The organism is Acinetobacter sp. ANC_7655 (assembly GCF_056784015.1).
In genome coordinates this window covers 15,435-41,421 of the sequence record NZ_JBWYJB010000004.1, presented here as the reverse complement: position 1 = coordinate 41,421, position 25,987 = coordinate 15,435, and the positions used below count along the sequence as shown (strand labels likewise).

Annotated in this window: 24 protein-coding genes and 1 tRNA gene; 18 read left to right on the top strand and 7 right to left on the bottom strand. The window is 37.4% G+C overall.

What is annotated here, in order from left to right:
* The first annotated feature begins 12 nt into the window (after positions 1–12).
* From lepB to AC1M9N_RS06510, 8 genes are read left to right on the top strand one after another with little or no spacing between them, the layout of a single operon-like run.
* Entirely contained in the window at positions 13–867 is an 855-nt protein-coding gene (lepB, locus tag AC1M9N_RS06545) for a signal peptidase I (RefSeq protein ID WP_481608832.1), read from the top strand.
* A gap of 25 nt (positions 868–892) precedes the next feature.
* Positions 893–1,267 carry a DUF4845 domain-containing protein gene (locus tag AC1M9N_RS06540; RefSeq protein WP_035267180.1) on the top strand — a complete coding sequence of 125 codons (375 nt, stop codon included), beginning with the start codon at positions 893–895 and terminating at the stop codon, positions 1,265–1,267.
* Entirely contained in the window at positions 1,239–1,940 is a 702-nt protein-coding gene (gene rnc / locus AC1M9N_RS06535) for a ribonuclease III (RefSeq protein WP_035267179.1), read from the top strand. The genes AC1M9N_RS06540 and rnc overlap by 29 nt, the downstream gene beginning before the upstream one ends.
* A complete protein-coding gene (gene era, locus AC1M9N_RS06530) occupies positions 1,937–2,965 on the top strand; it encodes a GTPase Era (protein ID WP_035267178.1) in 1,029 nt (342 codons plus the stop codon). Before rnc ends, era begins: the two co-directional genes overlap by 4 nt.
* A gap of 26 nt (positions 2,966–2,991) precedes the next feature.
* Positions 2,992–3,183, top strand: coding sequence for an NF038104 family lipoprotein (locus tag AC1M9N_RS06525; RefSeq protein ID WP_180028433.1), 192 nt, complete (start codon positions 2,992–2,994; stop codon positions 3,181–3,183).
* A 12-nt stretch (positions 3,184–3,195) separates the two neighbouring features.
* A complete protein-coding gene (gene recO / locus AC1M9N_RS06520; RefSeq protein ID WP_481594682.1) occupies positions 3,196–3,909 on the top strand; it encodes a DNA repair protein RecO in 714 nt (237 codons plus the stop codon).
* A gap of 9 nt (positions 3,910–3,918) precedes the next feature.
* Positions 3,919–4,644, top strand: a complete 726-nt coding sequence (gene pdxJ / locus AC1M9N_RS06515; protein WP_035267175.1) for a pyridoxine 5'-phosphate synthase — start codon at positions 3,919–3,921, stop codon at positions 4,642–4,644.
* A gap of 14 nt (positions 4,645–4,658) precedes the next feature.
* Entirely contained in the window at positions 4,659–5,312 is a 654-nt protein-coding gene (locus tag AC1M9N_RS06510; protein WP_481593444.1) for a MiaE family protein, read from the top strand.
* A gap of 85 nt (positions 5,313–5,397) precedes the next feature.
* On the opposite strand, the gene AC1M9N_RS06505 is transcribed toward AC1M9N_RS06510, so the two are convergent.
* A tRNA-Asn gene (locus AC1M9N_RS06505) sits at positions 5,398–5,473 on the bottom strand.
* 239 nt (positions 5,474–5,712) lie between these two features.
* On the opposite strand from AC1M9N_RS06505, the gene AC1M9N_RS06500 reads away from it, so the two are divergent.
* Positions 5,713–6,156: a hypothetical protein gene (locus AC1M9N_RS06500; RefSeq protein ID WP_481954465.1), complete on the top strand. Its 444-nt coding sequence runs from the start codon at positions 5,713–5,715 to the stop codon at positions 6,154–6,156.
* Positions 6,157–6,659: 503 nt separating this feature from the next.
* On the opposite strand, the gene AC1M9N_RS06495 is transcribed toward AC1M9N_RS06500, so the two are convergent.
* Positions 6,660–7,886 carry a pyridoxal phosphate-dependent aminotransferase gene (locus AC1M9N_RS06495; protein ID WP_481954464.1) on the bottom strand — a complete coding sequence of 409 codons (1,227 nt, stop codon included), beginning with the start codon at positions 7,884–7,886 and terminating at the stop codon, positions 6,660–6,662.
* A 215-nt stretch (positions 7,887–8,101) separates the two neighbouring features.
* On the opposite strand from AC1M9N_RS06495, the gene AC1M9N_RS06490 reads away from it, so the two are divergent.
* Positions 8,102–8,284 (top strand): hypothetical protein, encoded by a 183-nt coding sequence (locus AC1M9N_RS06490; protein ID WP_179997905.1) that lies wholly within the window; start codon positions 8,102–8,104, stop codon positions 8,282–8,284.
* Positions 8,285–8,326: 42 nt separating this feature from the next.
* Here AC1M9N_RS06490 and AC1M9N_RS06485 read toward each other — a convergent pair whose 3' ends face one another.
* The 4 genes from AC1M9N_RS06485 to AC1M9N_RS06470 form a co-directional block, all read right to left on the bottom strand.
* A complete protein-coding gene (locus tag AC1M9N_RS06485) occupies positions 8,327–11,221 on the bottom strand; it encodes a calcium-binding protein (protein ID WP_481954463.1) in 2,895 nt (964 codons plus the stop codon).
* A 260-nt stretch (positions 11,222–11,481) separates the two neighbouring features.
* Positions 11,482–12,924, bottom strand: coding sequence for a sensor domain-containing diguanylate cyclase (locus AC1M9N_RS06480; RefSeq protein ID WP_481954462.1), 1,443 nt, complete (start codon positions 12,922–12,924; stop codon positions 11,482–11,484).
* Between the two features lie 145 nt (positions 12,925–13,069).
* Positions 13,070–14,485, bottom strand: a complete 1,416-nt coding sequence (locus AC1M9N_RS06475) for a diguanylate cyclase (RefSeq protein WP_481954461.1) — start codon at positions 14,483–14,485, stop codon at positions 13,070–13,072.
* 76 nt (positions 14,486–14,561) lie between these two features.
* Positions 14,562–15,347, bottom strand: a complete 786-nt coding sequence (locus tag AC1M9N_RS06470; RefSeq protein WP_481608838.1) for an A1S_2505 family phage non-structural protein — start codon at positions 15,345–15,347, stop codon at positions 14,562–14,564.
* Positions 15,348–15,537: 190 nt separating this feature from the next.
* Here AC1M9N_RS06470 and uvrB point away from each other — a divergent pair, with 190 nt between their 5' ends.
* From uvrB to AC1M9N_RS06435, 7 genes are all read left to right on the top strand, one after another.
* On the top strand, positions 15,538–17,559 hold the full coding sequence (gene uvrB, locus AC1M9N_RS06465) for an excinuclease ABC subunit UvrB (RefSeq protein ID WP_481954460.1): 2,022 nt from the start codon (positions 15,538–15,540) through the stop codon (positions 17,557–17,559).
* Positions 17,560–17,681: 122 nt separating this feature from the next.
* Positions 17,682–18,284, top strand: a complete 603-nt coding sequence (locus tag AC1M9N_RS06460) for a lipocalin family protein (RefSeq protein ID WP_481591429.1) — start codon at positions 17,682–17,684, stop codon at positions 18,282–18,284.
* 106 nt (positions 18,285–18,390) lie between these two features.
* Entirely contained in the window at positions 18,391–19,335 is a 945-nt protein-coding gene (gene rarD, locus AC1M9N_RS06455; protein ID WP_481613013.1) for an EamA family transporter RarD, read from the top strand.
* Between the two features lie 157 nt (positions 19,336–19,492).
* Positions 19,493–21,205: a hypothetical protein gene (locus AC1M9N_RS06450; protein WP_481954459.1), complete on the top strand. Its 1,713-nt coding sequence runs from the start codon at positions 19,493–19,495 to the stop codon at positions 21,203–21,205.
* Positions 21,206–21,450: 245 nt separating this feature from the next.
* Positions 21,451–22,908 (top strand): glyceraldehyde-3-phosphate dehydrogenase, encoded by a 1,458-nt coding sequence (locus AC1M9N_RS06445; RefSeq protein ID WP_180028420.1) that lies wholly within the window; start codon positions 21,451–21,453, stop codon positions 22,906–22,908.
* A gap of 189 nt (positions 22,909–23,097) precedes the next feature.
* Positions 23,098–23,856, top strand: coding sequence for an MFS transporter (locus tag AC1M9N_RS06440; protein ID WP_481597352.1), 759 nt, complete (start codon positions 23,098–23,100; stop codon positions 23,854–23,856).
* Positions 23,857–23,867: 11 nt separating this feature from the next.
* Positions 23,868–24,548, top strand: coding sequence for a hypothetical protein (locus AC1M9N_RS06435; protein ID WP_481597351.1), 681 nt, complete (start codon positions 23,868–23,870; stop codon positions 24,546–24,548).
* 28 nt (positions 24,549–24,576) lie between these two features.
* Here AC1M9N_RS06435 and AC1M9N_RS06430 read toward each other — a convergent pair whose 3' ends face one another.
* The gene (locus AC1M9N_RS06430; protein ID WP_481954458.1) at positions 24,577–25,440 is read right to left on the bottom strand and encodes an SDR family oxidoreductase; all 864 of its coding nucleotides are present in this window, start codon (positions 25,438–25,440) and stop codon (positions 24,577–24,579) included.
* 117 nt (positions 25,441–25,557) lie between these two features.
* Between AC1M9N_RS06430 and AC1M9N_RS06425 the strand changes: the two genes are divergently transcribed.
* The gene (locus tag AC1M9N_RS06425; protein ID WP_092767041.1) at positions 25,558–25,932 is read left to right on the top strand and encodes a winged helix-turn-helix transcriptional regulator; all 375 of its coding nucleotides are present in this window, start codon (positions 25,558–25,560) and stop codon (positions 25,930–25,932) included.
* Positions 25,933–25,987: the final 55 nt, after the last annotated feature.

The window sequence follows — 25,987 nt, the reverse complement described above, 5'->3', positions numbered from 1 at the left end:
AAGGAATATCCCATGGATTTTGATTTTAACCTCATTCTCGTACCTGCAACCCTAATCTTTTTTGGATTATGGTTGCTGGATAAATTGGTGCTCAAACAAAGAGCAACCAAAGGAAAAGGGAATGAAAATTTCATTATTACATGGGCATATGATTTTTGGCCTGTACTTGCAGTTGTGTTAGTGCTGCGTTCATTCTTCTTTGAACCTTATAATATTCCTTCTGAATCCATGGTTCCGGCATTGGAAACGGGTGATTATATCTTGGTGAACAAATATCAATATGGTGTTCGTTTACCGATTAGCAACACCAAAGTCTTGAATGTCAATGAGCCTGAACGTGGTGATGTGGCGGTATTTAGATATCCACCAAACCCATCAATTAGCTATATTAAGCGTATTATTGGTTTACCTGGTGATCATATCGTTTTTGAGAATAATCAATTAACCATCAATGGTGAAAAAGTTGTAACGGAACCGGCTGAATTTAATCGTGAAAAAGATGTTTCAGACACGCCAAATTCAATTTATCATTATGAAACTTTAGGTGATCATAAGTATTTGGTTCGTAATTTGGAAGGTCAAAACCCGATTATTGCGCATTTCAATTATGCACAAACCAAACAAGATCTTCCTTATGTTGCCACTGCGAATGATCGCTTTGTGAGAACAAATGGTCAAAGCTGGGAAGTAACTGTTCCGAAAGGATATTATTTTGCCATGGGTGACAACCGTGATCAGAGTGCTGATAGTCGAATCTGGGGATTCGTACCTGAGGCAAATTTAACAGGACAAGCAATTTATGTATGGATGCATAAAGAAGCTGGTTTGAAATTGCCATCATTCAGTCGTAATGGTCAAATTCAGTAATCTTCAAATATATGGATAATAAAAAATGCGTAACACTCAACGTGGTGCATCGTATACAGCGATTTTATTAGGGGTAATTGTTGCGGCATTTGGACTTAAAGTGCTCGTAGCATTGTGGCAGCCTTATTGGGATGACCGACTAATCAATCAATTGATTGAAGAACAAGTTGCAATCAGCTCAAAGGCGACAACACCACAACAGTTTGCTTCAACAATGGGGCAGAAATTTAGCATGAACAATATCCGTGACATTGAGTTCAAAGATATTGCGACTGTCAAATCTAAACAAGGTTTACAAGTGACAAAGAAATATGAAGTAAGAAAGCCATTCTTATTTAATATTGATTTAGTCCTCACATTCGAGAAAAGTTTTGATCAAAGGTCAGTTCAAAGTAAGTGATTCTCGCTTACTGAGTCGCATCGGTTATCAGTTTAAGAAAATTGAATTACTTCAACTTGCATTGACACACCGATCGGTTAGCCATAAACATAACTATGAACGCCTAGAGTTTCTAGGCGATTCATTGTTAGGTATGATTATTGCCAATTACCTTTATCATGCTTATCCACATGAAAACGAAGGTCGTCTGACGCGTATGCGAGCTACTTTGGTTCGACAAGAAGCGTTAGGCAAAATTGCAACAGATTTGAAACTTAGTCAGAGTTTAATACTCAGTACTGGTGAATTAAAATCTGGTGGTCATCATAGAGAGTCGATACTCGCTGACACAGTCGAAGCGATTATTGGTGCAATTTATACTGATAGCCAAGATTTAAAGTTGTTAGAATCAATTGTGTTGAAATGGTATGAACCTTATTTAGATCATATTGAACCAACAGATCAATTGAAAGACCCTAAGTCCCGTTTACAAGAGTATCTTCAAGCTCGTAAAAAACCTCTCCCAGTGTATGAGGTTGTTGATATTCAGGGTGATGCACCAAACCAACATTTTAAAGTGGAGTGTATGGTTGAAGGCTTGCCAAAATGTATGGGTGAGGGTTCAAGTCGTCGTTTTGCTGAGCAAGCAGTAGCGGCGGAAATTTTAAAATTTTTGGAGCAAAAGTCTTCATGACTACTCATTCCGATCACATCGATGCTGATCACGAGTCGCAAGACAGCGGCAATGATTTAATCAATCAATTTTTTAGTTCTCAAGGTACTACAATTCCCTCAGACTACAAAAGTGGCTTTGTAGCAATTGTAGGTCGTCCGAATGTAGGTAAATCTACATTAATGAACCATATTTTGGGTCAGAAGCTTTCGATTACGTCTCGTAAGCCTCAAACAACTCGACACAAGATTGTGGGTATTGATACGCGTGAGAAATCTCAGGCAGTATTTGTTGACACCCCTGGAATGCATAAGAAAGAAGTCCGTGCTATCAATAAAATGATGAATCGTGCAGCTCATTCAGCCTTACGTGATGTAAATCTTGTACTGTTTGTTGTAGACGCTGACAAATGGACTCAAAATGATGAATTAGTCCTTGAGAAGCTCAAAAATGCCGAAATGCCTGTCATCTTGGTCATTAATAAATTGGACACATTTGAGAATAAAAATCAGGCATTACCACTAATTCAAGAACGTACTAAATTAATGAATTTTGCTGAGATCGTTCCGGTATCGGCATTGCGTGGTGCTAACCTTGATCATCTTAGAGATACGATCGAAAAATACTTACCGTTTCAACCACCATTGTATGCACTAGATCAACTCACAGATCGTTCTGAACGCTTCTTAGCTTCTGAAATTATTCGTGAAAAAATCATGCGTCAACTGGGTGAAGAGCTTCCATATGATTTAACGGTTCAAATTGAATCGTTTAAAACAGAAGAAGCGACTCTAAATGAGAAAACTGGTCGTATGAAGCCCGCTTGTACCTATATTGATGCTACGATTTTTGTTGATCGCCCTGGGCAAAAAGCCATTGTCATCGGTGAAAAAGGATCAAAGTTGAAAAAAATTGGTATGGATGCACGTGCTGATATGGAAAAAATGTTCGAAGAAAAGATCATGCTCACCCTTTGGGTTAAAGTCAAAGGCGGTTGGTCTGATGATGAGCGTGCATTAAAAAGCCTAGGATATAGTGATATCTAAGGATTAAACGGTTATAGGAGCTGATGATGATGAAGATGGTTGCGATAATTGTATGTGCTTTGGTTTTACAAGGTTGCATTCATAAAGTTGTCACAGTTCCTGTAAAAGTTGCGTATAAAACCACCAAAGGAGTCGTCAAAGGTACTGCAGCAGTAGTTGGGGCTGTTATTCCCGATGGTGATGACGATGATGAAAAAGAACTAAAGAAAGATAAATAATAAGATTAGTCGATGCGAAATGAATTTTTGCATGGATACTTAATCCATCATCGAAAGTATCGAGAGCGGAGTCATATTGTCCATTTATTCACTGAAGAGTATGGACGAGTAGATGGCATACTAAGACAACCTCCACCACCGCAATATCAGCCTATCGCACTTCAAGCGACAGGAAAGTCTGAATTAAAAAATTTCACAAAATTAGAAATTGTTAATCATCCCATTTTTTTTCATGGTGATGCATTCTTTTCAGGATTTTATTTAAATGAAATCTTATTGAGATTATGCCCATTAGAAGAGGCAATGCCAGATACTTTTGCACAGTACCACAAGACATTAGAAAGTTTACAAAAATTAGCTCAACATTCAAATCCTAACGAATTCTTGAAGCAAATTCTTCGTCAATTTGAATACGTACTTCTAGAAGAGCTTGGTTATGCGATTGATTACTCGATAGATGCACACCAAAATGAAATTTTAACTTCACAAAAATATCAATTTCAATTAAATGAAGGATTCGTACCAGTTCATTATTTAAGCGCTGCTACACTGACAGGTGAGCAAATTCGCAGCATGATAAATTATGAAAATGGTACAGATTTCAACGCTGAACAGTTACAATTACTGAATAAATTATATCGTCAAATGATTACTTCATTATTGGGTGATCGCCCACTAAAAAGTCGTCAATTGTGGATTCAAAACGCTCAATCAAAATCAAATTAGGAAAATGTTATGGCTGCATTGCTTGGTGTGAACATTGATCATGTTGCAACTCTAAGACAGGCTCGAGGCACACGCTACCCGGATCCAGTACAGGCAGCACTAATTTGTGAAGAGGCAGGGGCTGAAGGCATTACATTACATTTACGTGAGGATCGTCGTCATATTCATGATGATGATGTCCGTCGCATGCGCCCTGTACTTAAAACACGCATGAACCTTGAAATGGCAGTGACAGATGAGATGGTGGCATTTGCTAAAGAAATAAAGCCGCATCACGTGTGTTTTGTGCCTGAAAAGCGTCAAGAAGTCACGACCGAAGGTGGCTTAGATGTTGTTGGTAATTTTGAGGCTGTTAAGTCTGCTACACAGGAATTAGCAGCGATTGGATGTGATGTATCGTTATTTATCGATGCTGATATTGAACAAATTGATGCTGCAATTGCCTGTGGTGCGCCAACTATTGAGATTCATACAGGTGCTTATGCAGATGCTGAAACAGAAGAAGCACAGCAGGTAGAGTTACAACGTATTATCCGTGGAACAGAATACGCTGCTGCTAAAGGTTTGGTTGTAAATGCTGGGCATGGACTTAATCTTGACAATGTTGCTCCTATTGCAGCAATTCCTCAAATACACGAATTGAATATTGGACATTCTCTGATTGCCGATGCTGTTTTTAAAGGACTTACGCAAGCAGTTCAAGATATGAAAGCAGCAATCAAAGCTGCACGATAAGATTGATGAGTACTATGTCAAATATTGATTATGATGAATTAATGAAGCCTGTCATAGGCTTCCTTGGTTGCGAAACTCCACAAGCTTGGTTAGATGAGGCTGTAAATAATCTTGATATTTTGATGCAAGATCATGCGAACTGTGAAAAGAAAGCAGCCAGTACAGCCATGAATCTCATGTTTAGATACAGCTTTTTTGTAGATTTACAAGTCAAGCTCGCTCAATTAGTGCGTGAGGAAATGCTGCATTATGAGCAGGTTTTAGAGTTTATGAATAAGCGCGGGCAGCAATGGGTTGGTTTAAGTGCTGGGCGTTATGCGGGTGGCTTACGCAAAGAAATTCGAACGTATGAACCAGAAGCGCTAATTGATGTTTTAATTATTGGTGCGTTTGTGGAAGCACGCTCATGTGAACGTTTTTATGCATTAGCGCCCAGAGTCGATGAGGAATTAGGGCGCTATTATCGCTACTTACTAAAATCTGAATCACGCCATTACGAGGATTATTTGGCTCTAGCTCTGGATGTGGCTAAAACTGCGAAATTGAAAGATCCTGAGGAGGATATTCAAAGTCGTATAGAGCACATTCGAAAAGTTGAAAAGCAACTCATCTTAACACCTGATGAAACCTTCCGTTTTCACAGTGGAGTTCCAGCAAAAGCAGCTTAAAATATGGTTGAGAAAATCCTCCCAAGTGGGGGATTTTTTTGGCAAAAAAAAGCCCAAGTCTTAAATGCTTGGGCTTTTTAGTATTTGGCTCTCCAACCTGGGCTCGAACCAGGGACCTGCGGATTAACAGTCCGTCGCTCTACCGACTGAGCTATTGGAGAATCTGAATGCGATTATAAGGGGATTTAAGATTGGGTCAAGTGTAAATTGCCATACAATTGTCACTTTTGAGCCGCATGTTGTTTATTTGCTCAAATAAAATGTTTTTTTTAAATTTACTTGCCAATTTAGAATGAGCTTGTTAGATTTATTTAACAACAGAGCGCTTGAAACAGAGTTTTAAGCAGTGTGGATTTATACCAACTTGCCAGCACTAAATGGCTAAAATAGGAGAAAGCGAATGAATACGCTTACCATTTCTCAGATCTTTTCTAATCTTGAATTCTATAAACAAAATTACCTGTCTATCTTAAATTCGCCTAGTTCTTATTTCATTGAAGTAGAGGGCGCGGTAATTGATGTATTTCCTTTTAAAAAACATCATCTGGTTTTGGGTGAGTTATTACAGCTGTGGTTTTCTGAAAAATGGTCTGTTGATCACGATCAATCATTCACGCTTGAACAGTATTTGGCAGCAAATGACTTAACACCTAACGTAAATAAAGTCTATATCTACTCCATAAAAGGGAATGCCATTCTTGGCACGAATAAATCGCTTGCTTGGTTAAATGAGTCGAATGCGGTGAGCGAGATTTTATTAAAGTCACCACTTAAATATTATGTTGAATGCCTAAGTTGTTCTCGTCCTTCAAAGCATTTGTTTAATAAACAGCTTGCGGTTTAGGCAAATTTTCACAAGTCAAATCTGAAATTGTTGAATGAATTGATTTTTTTTAAATATAGTCCAAGTTAGCCTGTGTCATTTTATCTTCTTTAGTAGGGTGAATTGGTGTTTCTAGAACTTATTTTTCATTAATTAAATCCCATATTATGGTTACTTAGATCAGTTCCAACTTCTATATGATGGTGCAAAGCATATCTATAAATGGGATTTTTCAGTGATAAATATGATGTTTCAGATTGGGCTATCGATACTATGAATAGTGTATAAAGCTTAATTTATCAGCGGGCTACTTAGACAACTGTTGGATCATGTTTGAGTTGCTTTTTAAAAAATCTCTGACTTTTATCCAATCCTAAAAGCACACTTTTTACGCTTCAGTGAGAGAGCGTATTAACCAAAAGGTTTTATGTTGCGTATTGGGTTATGTAGGTGCATGAAGGGTTTAGATTTAATAAAAAAAACCCGCGAAAATCGCGGGTTTTTGATCTGATTAATTTATCAGATTATTTTTCAGCTGCGATAGAAGCAATTGCTGCATCTACGCCTTCGATTGAGTTAGCTGCTTTTTTGATACGTGCAAGCGCATCAACCAATACTTCATCTGCTGTTGCATATGAAATACGCATATAACCGCCTAAACCGAATGCATCACCAGGAACAACCGCAACACCAGTTTCTTCCAATAACCATGCAGAGAATTCTGTGCAAGATTTTAAACCTTTTGCACGGATCAATGGACGAATGTTTGCATAAGCATAGAATGCACCGTCAGCAGGTAAGCATGTAATGCCTTTGATATCATTCAAGCCATTAACAACCAAATCATGACGGCGTTTGAAAGCTTCAATCATTGGTTTAAGTACATCTTGAGGACCATTCAATGCAGCTTCTGCCGCAACTTGCGAAATTGAAGTTGGGTTAGAAGTAGATTGTGATTGAATTTTCTTCATTGCGCCGATTAATTTAGCAGGACCTGCTGCATAGCCGATACGCCAACCTGTCATTGCATATGCTTTAGATACACCGTTGAGAACGATTACGCGATCGTAAAGATCTGGTGCAACTGTAGCAATGTTATAAAACTCGTCGTCCCAACGAATTGGTTCGTACATATCATCAGAAGCAACATATACTTCAGGATATTTACGAAGAACTTCAGCTAATGCTTCTAATTCTTCTTTGGTATAAATCATACCTGTTGGGTTAGAAGGGCTGTTTAAAACAACTAGGCGAGTTTTATCAGTAATTGCAGCTTCTAATTGAGCTGGTGTGATTTTGAAACGTTGTTCTTCACCACATTTAACAATAACTGGCACACCTTCTGCAATGATCACCATATCTGGATAGCTTACCCAGAATGGAGCAGGGATGATTACTTCATCGCCTTTATTTAACAATGCAAGCGCAAGGTTAAAGAATGATTGCTTACCGCCACAAGAAACGAGAATCTGGTTAGCAGCATAATCAAGGTTATTATCACGTTTTAATTTAGCGATAATTGCTTTTTTAAGACCTGGCGTACCGTCAACTGCGGTGTATTTAGTAAAACCGTTGTTAATCGCTGCAATTGCTGCATCTTTGATGTGTTGTGGTGTATCGAAATCCGGTTCGCCTGCACCTAAACCAATAACGTTTTTACCAGCAGCTTTAAGTTCTGCAGCTTTATTGGTCACAGCAAGCGTTGGGGACGGTTTGATGGCATTGACACGATCAGAGAGACGTACGTCCACGGCAGTATTCCTTCTTATAGGGATTAAAAAATAAAAAGCACACTATCTTAGCTTAAATTGAATGTTTTAGTCGTCCAATATCTAGGCAAATTAGCAAAAAATCACGAAATTCATCGAATTTTAATGCAATGATACATATCCATATTAAACAACGTGGGTCGCATAAAAAAACAAATTTCCGTACAATAGCGTTAGATTGAAATGAGTGGTCTCAAATGAGTTCGGAAAATTCTCCCAAAAAGAAGCCTGTAGTGAATCTTCCATTTCCTATCAAGCAAGTGAATGACGCAAAGCAAGCTGATGAAGAAATCGAAGATCTACGTCCAAAGCCTCAGCGCTATGCTGATCGCACATGGATGCCGCCACGTGGTACACGTCGCTCAATGGGTAAAAGATAAAAAAATAGGTGCTTTAAGCACCTATTTTTTTGTGGGAAAGAATTACACGTAACTTAAGCTTTGATCTAGAGTCAGTAAGTTGAATGTAGAACCGTCTTTAAATACGATTGATTCAACTTGATGTGCTTCACCTTTTGCCCAATCTTTAATAGTGATTTGATCAGCAGAATCTTTAAGATTGATGATACGATCATTCCCAGAGTCTTGAACGAGTAAATCATCAATTGAGATACCAGCACCAAATTGAATGGTATCTTGACCACCTTTTTCATAGATTGTATCTACTCCAAAGCCTTGATCAAAATAGTATGTCTCGTTACCAAGATCTCCATACAATTTGTCGTTACCAATACCACCATTTAAGATGTTAATTAGACCCCCGTTTGCGATTAAGGTGTCATCTCCAGCGAGGCCTTTTAATTCGTTATTTACGAATTTGCTACCTGTGATAATGTTGTCAGATTGGTTACCCGTACCACTTTGTTGAATTTCTGATCCAGCAATCAAAAGTTCTTTGATTGGATTGATCAGCGTAAGGTTTTCAATATTTTCGGTTAATTGATACTGATCTGCAGAACTAATGACAGTGTCTGTACCTTCATAGTTGTGTTCAAGTACGAAGTCATATTTTGATTGTACATAATAGGTATCGTCACCACGACCACCTACGAGGACATTGATGCCTTCACCACCTTTTAGAATGTCATTGCCCCAACCACCAAAGAGCAAGTCATCACCTTTACCACCTACAAGCGTATCGTTACCGACACCGCCTTTAATGATGTCATTACCATCTTTACCGTTTAAGGTACGTCCGAAAACTGAGTAAGTGGTAATAATGTTGGTGTTAGGATTAAATAAGTTTGTCGCTACTGCTACAGAACCGGCCAAATCACCTGCATATGCGTAAGCAAGTTGAGTCAATGTATTTACAAGTTGATCACGTGAAGAGAAGCCATCATCAAATATTTCACCTTTGATGAATTGTCCAACGAAGTTTAAGCCCTCAGTCACGATCTGATTCACAACATCAAAGATACTCGCACCAGCTTTTAAGTTGGCTTTAACTACATCACCCAATAGCTCTAAATACCAAGTAAACGGACGGCTATCACCACCATTCAATTGTGAAGTATCAACACCTAAATAGTGATCAAGAATACTTAATGGTGTGATACCTGTCCAATCACCTAGCTCGCCACCCAAGTTTTCAAGAGCTTGAGTTGCATCCATAAGTACCAATCCAAACTTACCATCAGAGCTTGGTAAATATCCTGCTGGAACAACAGTCTCGCCATCAGCATTTTTAACGCCATTCAAGAAATTGTCAGCTAAAGTTTTGATCAATACATTTGATGCTTGCCAGAATTGTTCATCCGTAATATAGATGCCTTTATCTGCGAGTGATTTACCTGTTCCTAAGCGAACATATTGATAAAGGAAGCTCTGAGGATCAGCTATTGCAACAGCTTCAGCAACTTTTAACCAGTTTTTAGTACCCTGATCAACTGCGTCATTTGATGCTAAATCTTCTTTGATCACGGTATAAATAGGGCGCCAGAAATTTTTACCTTGTAAAGAACCAGTTGAGATAAACTTGTTATATAGTTCTTGAACTTGTTTAAATGCAGATTCACTTACGCGGTAACTGAATTGATTGTCAATTTTGTAGAATTTAGGACGACCGTCATCTGATGGATTAGATTGATCTGGTTGTTTTGGTTGCCCCCATTCTCGATCAAAATGTGAGTCTGAAGGTGGAAGAGTGGCACCAATATCCTTACCAATATTTACGATAATGTCTGAAATTTGATCAATGATTGCATCACCGGCTTTATGAATTTCTTCGAAACCAGGAATGAATTTATCACCAACTTTAACCAATGGCGCAACGCTATCTAATAAATCATTCACGATGCCATCTTTGCCGATAATCAAATTACCAACCAGCTCACTTGGAATTTTTAAAATTGAATCAAGGCTAAGTTCGCCATCTTTCCATTCATTTTTGTGGTGTGTATCTTTTGCTTCTACATTTGAGCCGAGGGCCTCACCAGCACCACTGAGTAAATTCGATGCTGCATCGATAATGCGGTCACCTAACTCATGAACAACTTCAAATGGTTTACCAAGTAGAGCATTACCTGCTAGGCCAATAGGCGAAGCCACATCTAAAACTGTATTGACTAAATTTGCTGTCGTGACTAAACCATTACCTAGTAACTGAGCTGGAATAGAAAGTACTGAGCTAAATTTGAAATCAGGAACATAATCGAAAATAGGTTCAAGTGCATTTTCAACTTGATTTGCAACTGTATTCACAATTGATTTTAGGTTTTCAGTAGCTGATGGAAGCTCTTGAGACCATTCATTATCATAATGAGTATCTTTAGGTTCAATTGTCCCGCCAATCGCTGAGCCAATGTCATGAGCCACATCAGAGACAGCATCAATAATCGTATCACCTGCTTTATGAACAACATCAAAACCAGGGATAAGCGCATTTCCTGCAATAGCAATCGGTGCAGCAGCATCAAGAATATCATTGGCAATATTGGTTGCACCGATAATGGTGTTTCCAATTAAATCCCCAGGAAGGCTTAAAATGTTATCTAAGCTGAGTTCTTTGTCTTCCCACTCATTTTTATGATGAGTGTCATTCGGTTCGATGGTTGCACCAAGTGCTTTACCCACTGAATTCACTGCATCTGAAGCTGCATCAATAATTTTATCACCAAGTTCGTGCACTGCTTCGAAAGGTTTGCCAAGTAAAGCATTACCTGCTAAACCAATAGGAGATACTACATCAAGAACAGTATTCACAGCATTGGTGGCAGCGATTAGACCATTACCAACGAGTTGAGCTGGAATTGAGAGAACTGAACTTAATTTAAAGTTAGGTAAGTAATCGAATGATTTATAATTGAACAAAGCCATTGTTATAGTCTCTTATAAAAATAAAGTGTTTTTAATCATTGTACGTGATTAAAGTGTGATGAGAATCACACTTTATTAATTTAAAATCAATTGCTTTTGTTAGACAAGATCATGAATTTTTTGTCATAATTTAATGAAAAATATAGTAAAGCTTATATGAGAACTAAATAAGATTGATTTTTTAAAAAAAAACACCAGTGCAATGACTAGTGTTTCAAGAGCAAATAAAATGTATGATCTAAAAATATAAATACTGTAAATTATTGATTTTTATTGGATAAATATTTGTAGTATTGTCTCTTGTGATCATACATGGATTGGTCTGCACGCTTTAACATATCCTCAATTGTTTCATTCTCAAGGCTTGTAGCAAATCCCATTGATGCACTGATGATATGGTTAGAATAATATTGATTATCGATATTCAATAATTCTTGAATGGTCAAAATCGTCGACTGAACGGTAGTTTCATTTGCACCTTGCATCAGGATAACAAATTCATCACCTCCAATTCGAGAGGCTGTATAACTGGTATTGTGAATCGTTCTACTTAAGATATTACCCATTCTGCGTAAAATCTCATCACCTACATCATGACCAAATTGATCATTAATCGGTTTAAGGCCATTCATATCTAGAAAAATTGCAGAAACTGGGCGAATAAGTGCGCGTTCCAATCGATGGATTTCTTCAGTGTAGAACGAGCGATTTTTGAGTTTTGTTAAAACGTCGTGTTTACCTAAATATTCTAAATAGCTCTCAGCTTTTTTTCGCGCTGTAATGTCCGTTAGGGCAAGTTGTACAAGTCCCCAATCTTCTTCATAACCTGGAAACACAGTGAATTGAAGTAAAACATAGCGAATTGAACCATCCAAAGCATAATTGATCGCTTCACGACTATGATGAATTTTCCCATTCCATAGTTCGATCAATTGTTCCTTAAAAGTTTGATGCATTTCTTTCGAGAAAACTTTTTTTAGATTTTGAAATAAATCTGATTTCGTCGATGCCTTGAACAAATCCAATGTTGCTTGGTTGACGTCAAGTAATACAATGTCTTCAATGCATTGTTGTACGAAATCTTGATGCACATCTAAAAAAGTTCTGAAATCATCAATACCAATTGATTTAAGATGATCGAGTCTTAATTTAATGCGACTAAAGTCTTCAACCCATAATGATGTGGGTGAATAACTAAATCTTGCTTCAGCTAATAGACGATTTTTTTCTTCTAAACGCCGAGCTTGCATATAACCACTAATATCTTCTGTAGTAAGCAAAATACGGTCTAAACTTTGTTCTGAACCAGGTAAAACGACAGCTCGCAGTTTTATGTCTAAGGGTTGACCACTCAAGGTGAAATTAGTGGTTGTACTTGTAAACTCTAATTCACCCTTCCAAAGTGCAACTAATTCCGCTACATGTGCATCAAACATTTGATGTTGGAAAATGGTGCTTAAATTTTGGGTGAGATGTTTAAGGCTTTGTGCTTCAAAAAGATCGAGTGTTTTTTGATTTACTTTAACAATCTTAATTTGATGTGCGCATAAAGTCACAAGATCTGGATTTTGTTGCAGATGTAAAGCTAAATCAGTAACCCCATCACTACGCCATTGGTTAAAGATGGTTTGAATGGCACTAAAATCTTCCAACCACATTGGGATAGGAGATAAATCAAAAATTGATGAATCAAGTATCTCCATAACTATCCTTGAACTTTTCTTTTAAAACAATAAATTGTGGATAATATAGCACTAAATTATTTTGATATAAAATTCAAATTTTTTATTATTTACGTGATTTAAGACACTTTTTTAAGCTAAGCTAACGTTGAGCTAAATCCTAAGCTCAATTCGTTAGATTTTTATTTTGATAAAAATGATGCTTGTTAATATACATGCATTTATCTGCACGGCGTAACATATCTTCTAAGGTTTCGCCTTTAAGTCTTGTGGCATGTCCGAGTGAAACGCTGATAGAAAGATGAGGGTGATCTAGATTATGTTGATGTATTTGAGTTTCAAGATCATGAACAAGGATTTTAACTTGCTCAACATCGGCATGAGGCATCAATAATACAAATTCATCGCCACCTATTCTAGAAATTGAAAAATCTTTTTTGTGAGTGACAAATTGAAGAATTTCGGCAAAGTTTTTTAGATACTGATCACCGACATCATGTCCGAACTGATCATTGATGATTTTTAAACCGTTCATGTCAATGTAAATACAAGACACTGGATAGAGATCAAGTTGCTCAATCCGTTCAATTTCTTCATTAAAATAAGTTCTGTTATGTAAATCCGTTAAAATGTCATGTTGACCCAAATAATGTAAGTGATTTTCTAATTTTTTTCGCTCAGTGATATCTGTAAGGGCGACTTGTATCACCGCCCAATCATCTAAATTATGTGGAAAAATATTTAATTGTTCTAAAACGAAGATTTGTTCTCCATTCGCGTTGTAGAAACTACTTTCTCGCTGTTGATATTCTTCATGATTCCACAATTGTAGTAACTGGCTTTTAAAATTTTCCAAACGTTTAATATCAAATAAATCATGAGAATGATGTAAAAATTGAGATTTATCTTTCACAGCAAAAAGTTTGAGCGCCGCTTCATTGACATCAATGAAATTTATTTGCTCAAAGCATTCCACAACAAATTCTGGATGTTGATGAATGTGTTGGTCTAAATTCTCAATGTTTTGCATACGGAGCAGCTCAAATCTTTTTTTAATTTGGCTAAAATCCATGATCCATAGTGCTGTTGGATTATAAGTAAATAAAGATTCGGCAAAATGACGTGCTTTTTGATATTGGGAAATATCTTCGGTGGTCATGAGTAGGCATTTCCAATTATCCTCATAACCTTTTAATTTCATACCGCGTAATTGAACATCTAAACGCTTTCCATTGGTCGTATAATTGATCACTGGAATATGATGTTCAGTATTCTTCCAAAGTGATACAAAAAATTGGATTTGGAAAGTGCTGACTTCAGGATGAAGGAACTTCTGAAAACTTTCTAAAATTTCTTCTAAGTTTTTTGCTTCATACAGTTTAAGCGTACTTTGGTTAACACGTAAGGTATGAATCGTACTCAAGCAAAGGTGGAGACGACTGTGATCCTCCATCAAATATGCTTCAATATCTTCAATACCTTCAGCAGTCCATTGTTCAAAAATTTGTTTAACACCGCTGAAGTCTTGTAGCCACATCGCAATTGGAGATAAATCAAAGATGGTCAGATCTAAATGATCCATAGATGCGAGCCTTGGTGTTTAAAATTCATTCATTTATACAATATAAGTGAATGAATCTTATAAAATCAACATCTTATTAAACTGATTTTTTTGCTCGATGCTCAGGTTTTGGCGCAGAAATTGACTTAAGCCCTTGCCAAACATCAACAAAATCTTGTTCATTCATTTGGTAGAGTTCAAGTAAGGCCAATACCACACCACCCATCATAAATGCACGATCGGACTTAGGTTCATATTGGAAGGTTTGATCTTTTAGGTGGTAGAGAATATCTTCGATTTCAAAGATGCGTTCACGTCCATTACTGTCTACGGGGAACATCGGCGTTTCGATCAAAATATTCGCTAGTTTCTTTTCAGATTCATTTAAATTAAGTTGCTCAAATGCCGTTTCTAAAGAATCCGCGAACAGTAGTTCAGAAGAAAAAATGGCATGTAATAAAGGTTGGCTTAATTTAGGAAAGGTTCGTTCAACGAAAGGTTTAAACGAAATCGGGAAAATCACATTTTTTGATATACCTTTGAACATGGGGGCTATTTCAGCAACTTTGTAACCTGCTACACCACAACCAACGGCTGTAATAAAATACTTAATCTTGGGGTGGTTTTTTGTATAGATCTTAAAATCATTGATGTAGTGTTCAATCTGGGATAGAGGCATTTGTTGCAAATGCTCATTCATGGTAGGTATTGCATAGCTCTGTCCAGCCCAGCCGCGGCCAGCACCTTTAACCGCACCGAAATGTTGAAGTGCAATTTTTGCAGCACCACCTGCATGCGTGCCTGCTAAATTACTACCAAATACAAATACTGTATCTTCATTTAAACTGTTGATAATCGTTTCATCGTGATATTGGTAAGTCATAGTTTTTTACATCAACATGCAATTTAAGTTCATGGTGCAATTGATTGCTGTAAGGGTCAAGTAAAATTGATTGAATTTATGGTTTTCACCCTCATCATCAGATGAGTAAATCATAAAGATTTGAGCAAGCAAGCCATGCATTACCAGTGTTATTGCATATTTTCTTCATCTGTATAGCGAGAATTATCGAGTGAGTGACAGTCGTCCATTTGAATTAGTAACTAATTACGAGCCTGCAGGAGATCAACCTCAAGCGATTGAGAAACTTGTTAAAGGAGTACATCAAGGTTTTAAGGATCAATTGCTATTAGGGGTAACAGGCTCTGGTAAGACCTATACGATGGCGAATGTGATTATGCAATTACAACGTCCTACTATTGTAATGGCACACAATAAAACCCTTGCGGCTCAACTCTATGGAGAATTTAAAGCTTTTTTTCCACATAATGCTGTTGAGTATTTTGTAAGTTATTACGATTACTATCAGCCAGAAGCATACGTTCCGTCATCTGATACTTTTATTGAGAAGGATTCTGCTATTAATGATCACATCGATCAGATGCGGTTGTCCGCAACGCGTGCTTTGCTTGAGCGTAAGGATGCCATTATCGTTGCTTCGGTGTCCGCCATTTATGGTTTAGGTGATCCTAACGCATATATGAATATGCTCTTACATATTGTGACAGGTGATCGAGTCAGCCGTGATGAGTTGATTCGTCGATTGGTAGAAATGCAATATACGCGTAATGAACTCGAATTTTTACGAGGTACTTATCGAATTCGTGGAGAAATTCTTGATATTTTCCCCGCAGAGTCAGAACAAAATGCAGTGCGGATTGAGCTATTTGATGATGAAGTGGATTCGATCCGCTGGTTTGATCCTTTGACTGGAAAAATGATTCGTAAAGTTCCACGAATCACGATTTATCCAAAAAGTCACTATGTGACGCCTAAAGATAACTTACAGCGTGCCATCGAAACGATTCGTGAAGAACTCAAAGAGCGCTTGGCATATTTCAGAGCTGAAGATAAATTGCTTGAAGCTCAACGTATTGAACAGCGTACTCGATATGACCTTGAGATGATGCAACAGCTTGGTTATACCAATGGTATTGAGAATTACTCGAGACATTTATCAGGTCGACCAGCTGGAGAGGCCCCGCCAACGCTTTTCGACTACCTGCCTGAGGATGCATTACTTATTATTGATGAATCGCATGTTACGGTTCCTCAAATTGGTGCGATGTATAAAGGCGATCGATCACGTAAAGAAAATCTAGTGAATTATGGTTTCCGCTTACCAAGTGCACTGGATAATCGACCAATGAAGTTTGAAGAGTGGGAACGTATTATTCCTACTACAATTTATGTCAGTGCGACGCCTGCCAATTATGAATTAGAAAAATCAGAACAAATTGCCGAGCAGGTGGTGCGTCCAACAGGATTGATTGATCCCGTCATTGAAATTCGTCCAGTATTAACTCAGGTGGACGATGTCCTTTCGGAGATTAATCAACGTAAAGACAAAAATGAACGTGTCTTGGTCACAACGTTAACCAAACGCATGGCTGAAGATTTGACGTCATATTTAAAAGAGTACGGGATCAAAGTGGCTTATTTACACTCTGATATCGATACTGTTGAACGTGTGAAGATCATTCATGAATTACGAACAGGTGTCTACGATGCATTGATTGGAATTAACTTACTCCGTGAAGGTTTAGACATGCCTGAGGTATCTTTAGTCGCAATTTTAGATGCCGACAAAGAAGGCTTTTTACGCTCAGAACGTTCACTTATCCAAACCATTGGTCGTGCTGCTCGAAATGTTGAAGGAAAGGCTATTTTATATGCAGATCGGATTACGGATTCAATGCAAAAAGCAATTGATGAAACGGAGCGTCGCCGTACCAAACAAATTAATTTTAACTTAGAACATGGCATCACTCCGCGTTCAGCAGTCCGCCAAGTCATCAAAGAAATTGATACTGGTGAAGTGTATGATGATGAGTCAATTGATGAGAATGTATCAGGACAAGCACGTGCATTAAGTGCGGATGAGCGCCATATAGTTTCCGATCCAAAACTATTGGCAAAACATTTGGCTAAATTGGAGAAGGAAATGCTCAAAGCTTCGAAAGAGCTTCAGTTTGAGCAAGCAGCGCGTTTCCGTGATGAGATCGTGCGTTTAAAAGCACAGTTAATTCAGTGATTTAATTTACAGAAAACACTGTAAAATCATCACATAACGTAACATTAAGCCGAAAAATAACCGTTATTGTTGAAGAGTAAATGAATACTCACAAACAAATTCAATAAATAGGGGTTATTTAGATGATCAAGAATCTCCCATCTGCTGGTTTCAATGTTAGCAAGATTGTATTGGGTGGTGCCTTATTGGTTGGTTTAGGGGCAGCAACGATGGTTTATGCTCAGGACAAGCCACTCAATACTGTTGAAAAAGTTGAACTCGATAAATACTTAGGTGTTTGGTATGAAGTAGCACGTAAGCCACTTTATTTCCAAAACAAGTGTGATCGTGATGTGACTGCGACATATACATTAAATGAAAATGGTAATGTCAATGTTGATAACCGTTGTTTTACTGCTGACGGTAAAGTTACTCAGTCAGTGGGTGAGGCATTTGTACAAAATCAGCCATTTAATACAAAATTGAAAGTTAGTTTCTTGCCGAGTGCTATTCGATGGTTACCAGTTGGTCGTGGAGATTATTGGGTGCTGAAACTGGATGAGGATTATCAAACTGTACTTGTGGGTGAGCCTAAACGTAAGTATATGTGGGTGCTTTCTCGCACGCATAATCCTGATCAAGCAGTTGTGAATGAGTATCTTGATTATGCTAAATCCGTTGGTTATGACTTAAGCGATGTGATACGTACAAAGCAAACGGGTCAAGCACCTGGTTCAACAAAATAATGTTGAAAATGATGAGAACCACGCTAAGGCGTGGTTTTTTTATGCATCAACATCTATTGCTACGAATTCTAGCTATAATATCGTTTGGTAAAATTTAGGTTCAGATATGTTAAAAGGTATAGCATTGTCAGTTATGGCATCAGTGACATTTGGGGTGCTATATTTTTATACGTATTTTCTTAGACCACTAGACAGCGAGCAAACCTTTGCTTGGCGAATGTTAGCCACGTTACCTTTCTTAACGCTGTTTATGTGGTGGTCGGGTGATCTAAAATATGTTCGAGAAATTTATAATAAAATTTGCAAACAACCATCTATTTTAATTTGGCTCTTGATCAGTTCATTTTTGTGTACAACTCAACTCTGGTTATTTTTGTGGGGGCCAATCAATGGTCGGGGGCTTGAGGTTTCTTTAGGATATTTTTTGTTGCCTCTGGTGATGGTTCTCTTTGGTTGCGTTCTTTACAAAGAAAAGCTCTCAAAGTGGCAAATTGCAGCTGTGTTTTTTGCAATTCTTGGTGTCAGCCATGAAATCTGGCGCATCGGTACTGTGGCATGGGAGACCATGTATGTTGCTGTGGCTTATCCGATCTACTTTTTTTTAAGAAGAAAATTTGGAACAGATCATTTAGGTGGATTCTGGTGGGATTTATTGCTGGTGATTCCAGTTGCTATTTTTCTAGCATTTTTTTATTCAAACACATTGCCCCTGATTATTGAGTTTAAATATCTCATTTTAGCCGTACTAGGTCTAGGTTGCTTAAGTGCCTTAGGGCTTGGAAGTTACATCTTGGCGAGCAGATATCTTCCATTTGTGATTTTTGGGTTATTGAGTTATTTAGAGCCGATTTTGTTGGCAGGAGCATCAATGGCAATGGGTGAACGCGTGGAAGCAGGAGAATGGTTGACTTATATTCCAATTTGGTTTGCTGTATTGCTCCTTATTTTGGAGGGTGCAATTTATCTCTATCGTCAAAGAAGAACTGAAAAGTTACTTCAATATCAACATAAGAAACTACAATCGCGTCTAGCCCAAAATGATGAGCACTAAGTTTCATATCATTACATAAGGATGAGTTGTACATAAGAGTTTTTGACTGAATGATAAGAATAATTACTTATTCTTTAAAAATATTTGTGACACAATTAACTAAAATATAAAAATGTGATAAATTTATTAAATCAATAATAATTCTAATTTAACAATCATGATTCAGTACCAAACAAGAGCAGCATTATTACAGATGGAGCCTAGTCTGGATTTAAACTGGCAAAGACTCATAGAGCGTATATTTCAACATTCTGATAGTGATGTTCGCGAAGAAATTGATCGTCAAATTCTAAAACCTAAAGATATATTTTGGAATCGTGTGAATAACACGTTCGAATATAAAGTCACGACGTCGCTGGGAATTTTAAAGCACAGTTTTTCTAGTGAAAGAATGCGCTCTATTGCAGCAAAGTTATGTCAATCTATCCAATGGTTGAAGGAGATGACGGATTGCGTACAAGTGGCGGACTATTTGGAAAATGCGCTGTATCAAATTGACCAGATTGCTGTTGAGGACAATTTAAAATTACAACGCGAAAAAATGTTAATGCGTCGGGTTTTTTTGCAAGATGTTGCTAAGTTAATTCGTGAATTAAATCTTGAAACACCAGTTGGAGCTCGTCAGTTAACTTCAGCTCAGATTAAGAGCTTTATGATAGAAGTATTTATTAAGCAACAATTATTGGGGTATTGGTTTAAACCCCTTCTACCTAGAAGCTCATCGATCATGGAGCATCCTTTTTTTGCACAATGGTTGCTGAAAGAACAGTCCATTCGACACTTTGATATTGTTAAAACCTCTGAATTTCTATTCGTCATCGCACCAACCAGTCAGTTTGAACAAAATCCATTTTCGATCCGTCGTTTTTTATTTGAAGATCGAATGGAATACAACCAGCAAATTTATCTCAATGGGTTGGTTTTGGATATGCGCCGTTACAATGAAGAGGGGTATATCAAACAGTTTATGGAACACGTGCAGATGATGGTTACTATTCAGCATCAAGTGCATAAAGATGTCATTCAAATTGTGCAAGAATTTGAAGATGTTGCTGAACAGAAGATATTACCGCTTTTGACACAAAATTTAGGGATGGCTGGAAGTAATAGTGATTTTGTAGCCAAACAGCATTTACGGAAGATTGAGCAAGCATTGACTGTCGAATTGCTACAACCTCTCGTGGTGGCTTTAGAACAGCATTTATCACATATTGAAGAATATGAGTATCTGTTTAAAAGTGTGCATCGCATATTTTCAGATATTCTGGCGAATTATAAAGATTTTAAACAACAGCCTTCATTATTTTTTAATTCCTCAGTCCAATTGTTTGAATACAAGTTGTTAGCCTATTTAAAACTACTTGAAAAGCGTAAAGATGAAATATTTGTACCATTGAATATGTATGAGCGTGGAGTCATGCATGAGCGCTCCAAGAAACCGTTAAATGCATTACAAGAAGATTTAAGCCAACATATTCAAGATTACCGAGAAATGCTGTCTCATACGATGCGTTTGAAACGAGATTATGCTGAAGTTCAAGGCTCATTTTTAAAAAGAATGGTGGCTGGAGAAAAGTTAGAAAAAGAACTTCAACAAACTTCATTGGCCATGGTGAAAATCAAGAAGCAGGCTTATCTAGATATTTTAAGTGTGCCTAAAAACTATCGAAAATATAGTGTATTTATTGAATTTGAAAGTTTTTCAGCTACAAGTGAGTTTGAACGACATTATGCATTCCCTTCGGGGCAAAATGGTTTAACTAAGCTTCCAGTATTGGTCAAACTCCCAGAAAACTTAGAAGATTTTAATTTAGAAGATTTAAATATGATGTTGAGTCAGGATATTTCGGCTTCACCAGTATTTAGTTGAACAGGCTGTAACTCAGTGACGAAATTGGATTTGTAGGCTTAATGATCAGTATTTGATATCTAAATGAAATCATTTACTCAAAAAATTATATTGTAATTCAATTGCTAAAATATATTTTTTACAAAGAGAAAATTGCTTTAGTAAAAAATAAAACGAGTTTTCATTTCAACTCTGAGTTAATTCCTTTACAATTATGGGGTTTTGAAATTTATGCTTAGATTTACAATTAATTAGAGGACGTATCTGTGAGCAAAGACACTATCGTTGCCCTACATGCAGAGCACCAAGGTCGCTGGAAAAACCGTGAAGAACTCGCGGAACGTATGATTGCCCTTGTTGGTCAGTTATACCGTGAAAAAAACATCGTAGCTACAGTATACGGTCGCTCTTTAATTAACCGCTCGGTTATCCAAATTCTTAAAGCTCATCGTCGTACACGTGTTTTAGACGTTGAACTTTCTGCTGTAGATACTTTCCCAATCCTCGAAGCATTGGTTAAAGTACAAAATATCGGCACAGCTGAAATCGATTTAGGCAAACTTGCTGTAGAATTTAAAGCAAAAGGTGGCGATGTAGATGCATTCGTTGCTGACGCTGTTAAATCACTACAAGGCAATGCTGCATCTGTTGAGCATAAAGATGTTGTGCTTTATGGTTTTGGTCGTATTGGTCGTATCCTTGCACGTCTTATGATTGGTCAGTCTGGTCTTGGTCGTGGTCTAAATCTTAAAGCGATTGTTGTTCGTAAATCATCTGATGGTGATTTAGAGAAACGTGCTTCTTTACTTCGTCGTGACTCTATTCATGGTCCATTTGCAGGTACGATTTCTGTAGATGAAGAGAACGAAGCAATTATTGCGAATGGTCAATTCATCAAAGTGATCTATGCATCTAATCCATCAGAAGTGGATTACACTGCATATGGTATTGAAAATGCATTGGTGATTGATAACACTGGTAAATGGCGTGACGCTGAAGGTCTTGCTCAGCACCTTAAATGCCCAGGCGCTGCACGTGTAATTTTAACTGCACCTGGTAAAGGTGATATGAAGAACGTTGTGTTTGGTGTTAACCAAGCTGACATTCTTGATGAAGATACAATCATCTCTGCTGCAAGCTGTACTACAAACGCGATTACACCGACGTTGAAAGTACTTCATGACAAATATACAGTGATTAATGGTCACGTTGAAACAGTTCACTCATTCACGAATGACCAAAACTTGATCGACAACTACCATAAAGCTGACCGTCGTGGCCGTGCTGCAACGTTGAACATGGTGATCACTGAAACGGGTGCTGCTAAAGCAGTTGCTAAAGCACTTCCAGCGCTTAAAGGCAAATTAACTGGTAACTCTGTACGTGTTCCAACACCTAACGTGTCTTTAGCAATCCTTAATCTGACTTTAGATAAAGAAGTTGATCGTGATGAAGTGAACGAATATATTCGTCAAATTTCTATCAACTCTAATCTACAAGGTCAAATTGGTTATACAAACTCTACTGAAGTTGTATCATCTGACTTTATCGGTTCACGCACTGCAGGTGTTTTTGATGCGCAAGCAACAATTACGTCTGGTAACCGTTTAACAGCATATGTATGGTACGACAACGAAGTAGGTTATAGCTGCCAAGTTCTGCGTATTGCTGAACAAATGGGCGGCGTAAGCTATCCAAAAGTTCCTGCTGAAACAAATGCATAATTTGTAAGACATAAAAAGAGCCTCTTTCGAGGCTCTTTTTTATTTGCCTAAATTTACGTAATTAAGACTTTAGAGCAATATGGTTTCTTCAAAATAAGTGGTTTAATATTGAAAAATTGTGTATTTGTTCACATAAAATATGGATTGTGAGCAGGTGATTAAAAAAATAAGTGTTAAAGGATTATATTTTTGCGCATCAAATATCTTGTCATTGGCTTCGTGCTGATTGCTTTGGCTGCCGCGAGTGGTATAGCAATTGCCTTATGGGTTTTTCAACATTTTAAAATTTACATTCCACTTGAAGATCAAGCCGTGAATATTGATCTTCAAGAGCCATTGCAAGCGAAAGTTCAAATCCATGATGCTTTGGATGTGAATGTGACAGGTCGTGTGAAAACGACCATTCCTATACGTGAAAATCTTTCTATTCCTGTACAACAAACATTGAATCCTATGGTTCATTTCGACAATCAAGTACCAATTAAAACGGTTATTCCAGTCCGTGAAAATTTGATTGTGGATCAAAATTTAGCAGTAGATACTAAAGTTAAGGTTCGCATTTTGGGCAAAGATATTACACTGCCATTGAAAGGGACGATTCCAATTAAACTTGATGTACCTGTTGAAATGGATGTTCCCTTAGATCAAATGGTTCACTTGAAATTTCAAGCACCTGTTCAAGCGGATTTAAAAGAGAATCTACGCATCCCATTAAATAAGGATTTAGATGTGGATATACCAGTACAAGGTCATTTGAATGCACCAATTAAAACTGCGTTAGAGGCTTCAGTCAACGTACAAAATACTTTGCCAATTAAAATACAAAAAGGTGAGTTGGTTATCCCACTCAATACCTTAACATTACAAAAAAATCAAAAAGTGGAAGCAGCATCACCCATTAAAGTTCAGAAGGATGATCAATCTGCTGAATCGGTGAAAGCCCAGTGAGCTCGAGAAGCATGAGTGCTAAAAAAATCGTGGGATATGGTTCGCTCTTGTTTATTATCGTGGCAAGCATTGTCGCCGTAGGTTTTTGGCTATATCTCAATATTCAAGCATCCATTCAAGTCACTGCGAAGAATGCAAGTGTACAATTATCAGAATCATTGCCGACAAAAATTGATGTTGGGAATTATCTTGAGGTACAAGCGATTGGTGCGCTAAATACACAAATTAAAGTGCAGGAAAATATTGATTTAGATTTGCAGGGTAAATACAAAACCAATCTCAAGTTTAAAGTCGAAGTCCCTGTTTCTGTGAGTGTGGATTATCAAACGAAAGTAAAAATCGATCAAACGATTCCAATTAGTGCAACAACAGATTTGGTGTATAAAACACGACTTTTACCTAAATTTCCGTTAAATTTAGATTTGCCTATTCAGCTTGAAGTTCCATTTCATTTAAAGCGTACTTATCAGGTTCCGATTACGATTGATTTTGATGGTCCTGTCTATTTAGATTTGCATGAGCAGCTTGATGTGGATATTGATCATGTTTTCAAACCGGTATTGCATTTAAATGATCCAATTTTGATGAAGGATGTATCTAGTTTTAGAGCAACAATGTATAACTTGGAGCGAGAAACAAAGGCGAATTTAGATATGAACTTGGATTTACCTCTGCGCAATATTAAAAAGTAAAAACTCCCCTTTAAGGGGAGTCTATCCTCTAAGCATTCAGGGCTTGCTGAATGCTTTCACGAATCGATGTGGTTTTTCGACCAATTAAATGTTCAAGATCTTTGTGTTCACTGTACATCGCACCATGGGCGGTGTGAAGATCTGCATCTACAATGACGTCAATGAGACCTAGTGGTAAACCAGCTTGAATTAATCCTTGACGATAATCTTCTGGAGATAAGTTTTGATATTTCACAGGCTGTTGTGAAAACTCAGAAAGTAAGGTCGCAAAATCATTTAAGCTAAAGCTTTCGCTACCAGCAAGCTCGTAAACTTTATTGAAATGTTGAGTGGATTCATCATTTAATACTTGAGCTGCAGCAGTGGCATAATCCAAACGAGAAGCTGAACTAATTAAACCATCTTGAGCCGCTCCGTACACAATGCCTGTCTCGATTTGATGGGTGAGCGCAGATAAATAGTTTTCGCTATACCAATTATTTCTTAAAAAGGTGTAGGTAATAGAACTTTCACGTATTAATTTTTCCGTTTCTCGATGTTCATTGGCTAAGCCAAGCGGAGAATGATCTGCGTTCAGTAAGCTGGTATAGATTAAGTGAGGAACTCTAGCTTTAATTGCAGCATCAATAACAGCCTTGTGTTGTGGAGTGCGACGACCAATTTCATTGGCAGAAATGAGCAGGAGTTTATCAATATCCTGAAGGGAATTTGCGAGATCATCTGGCTGATCATAATCAAATTTGCGTACTTGAATATCTTCAGAAAATAAAATTTTAGCTTTTTCTGGGTTGCGAACCAAAGCAATAATTTCATGCTTGCTATGAAGTTTTTTAAGTTCTTGAACAACTAAACGACCTAATTCACCAGTTGCACCTGTAATCGCAATTTTCATTTTAATTTCCTCTCATTGTGGCTAAAAAATAAACTTGATGAAGGCATATTAATCTGTTAACTTACTTAATGAAAGTACGTACCTAAAAGTAAGTTATTAACTGTTAAGAGAAAAATGATGAATACATATGCGCATAGTGATTTATTAGGTCAAGTTTTATCCAGTGAATGTCCTTCTCGTGAAATTTTGGAGCATCTCACCAGTAAATGGTCAGTTCTCGTCCTAAGTTGCTTGAGTGATGGTGTGCATCGTTTTAGTGAGCTAAAACAAAGAATTGAGGGGGTGAGCGAAAAAATGTTGGCTCAGACACTAAAAACCTTAGAAAAAGATGGTTTTATTTTGCGCACTGTCTATCCAGTAGTTCCTCCAAAGGTGGAGTATCAACTCACTGTATTGGGTTCAAATGCAGCGATGAAATTAAATGAGTTGATCCATTGGATTGAGCGAAATTTACCCGAGATTTTGGAAAGTAAGGCAATTATTACGCGATAGTTATATTTCATCATTTCGTTATCGCTCAGTTTAAAGTGTGTACTGAGCGAGATGT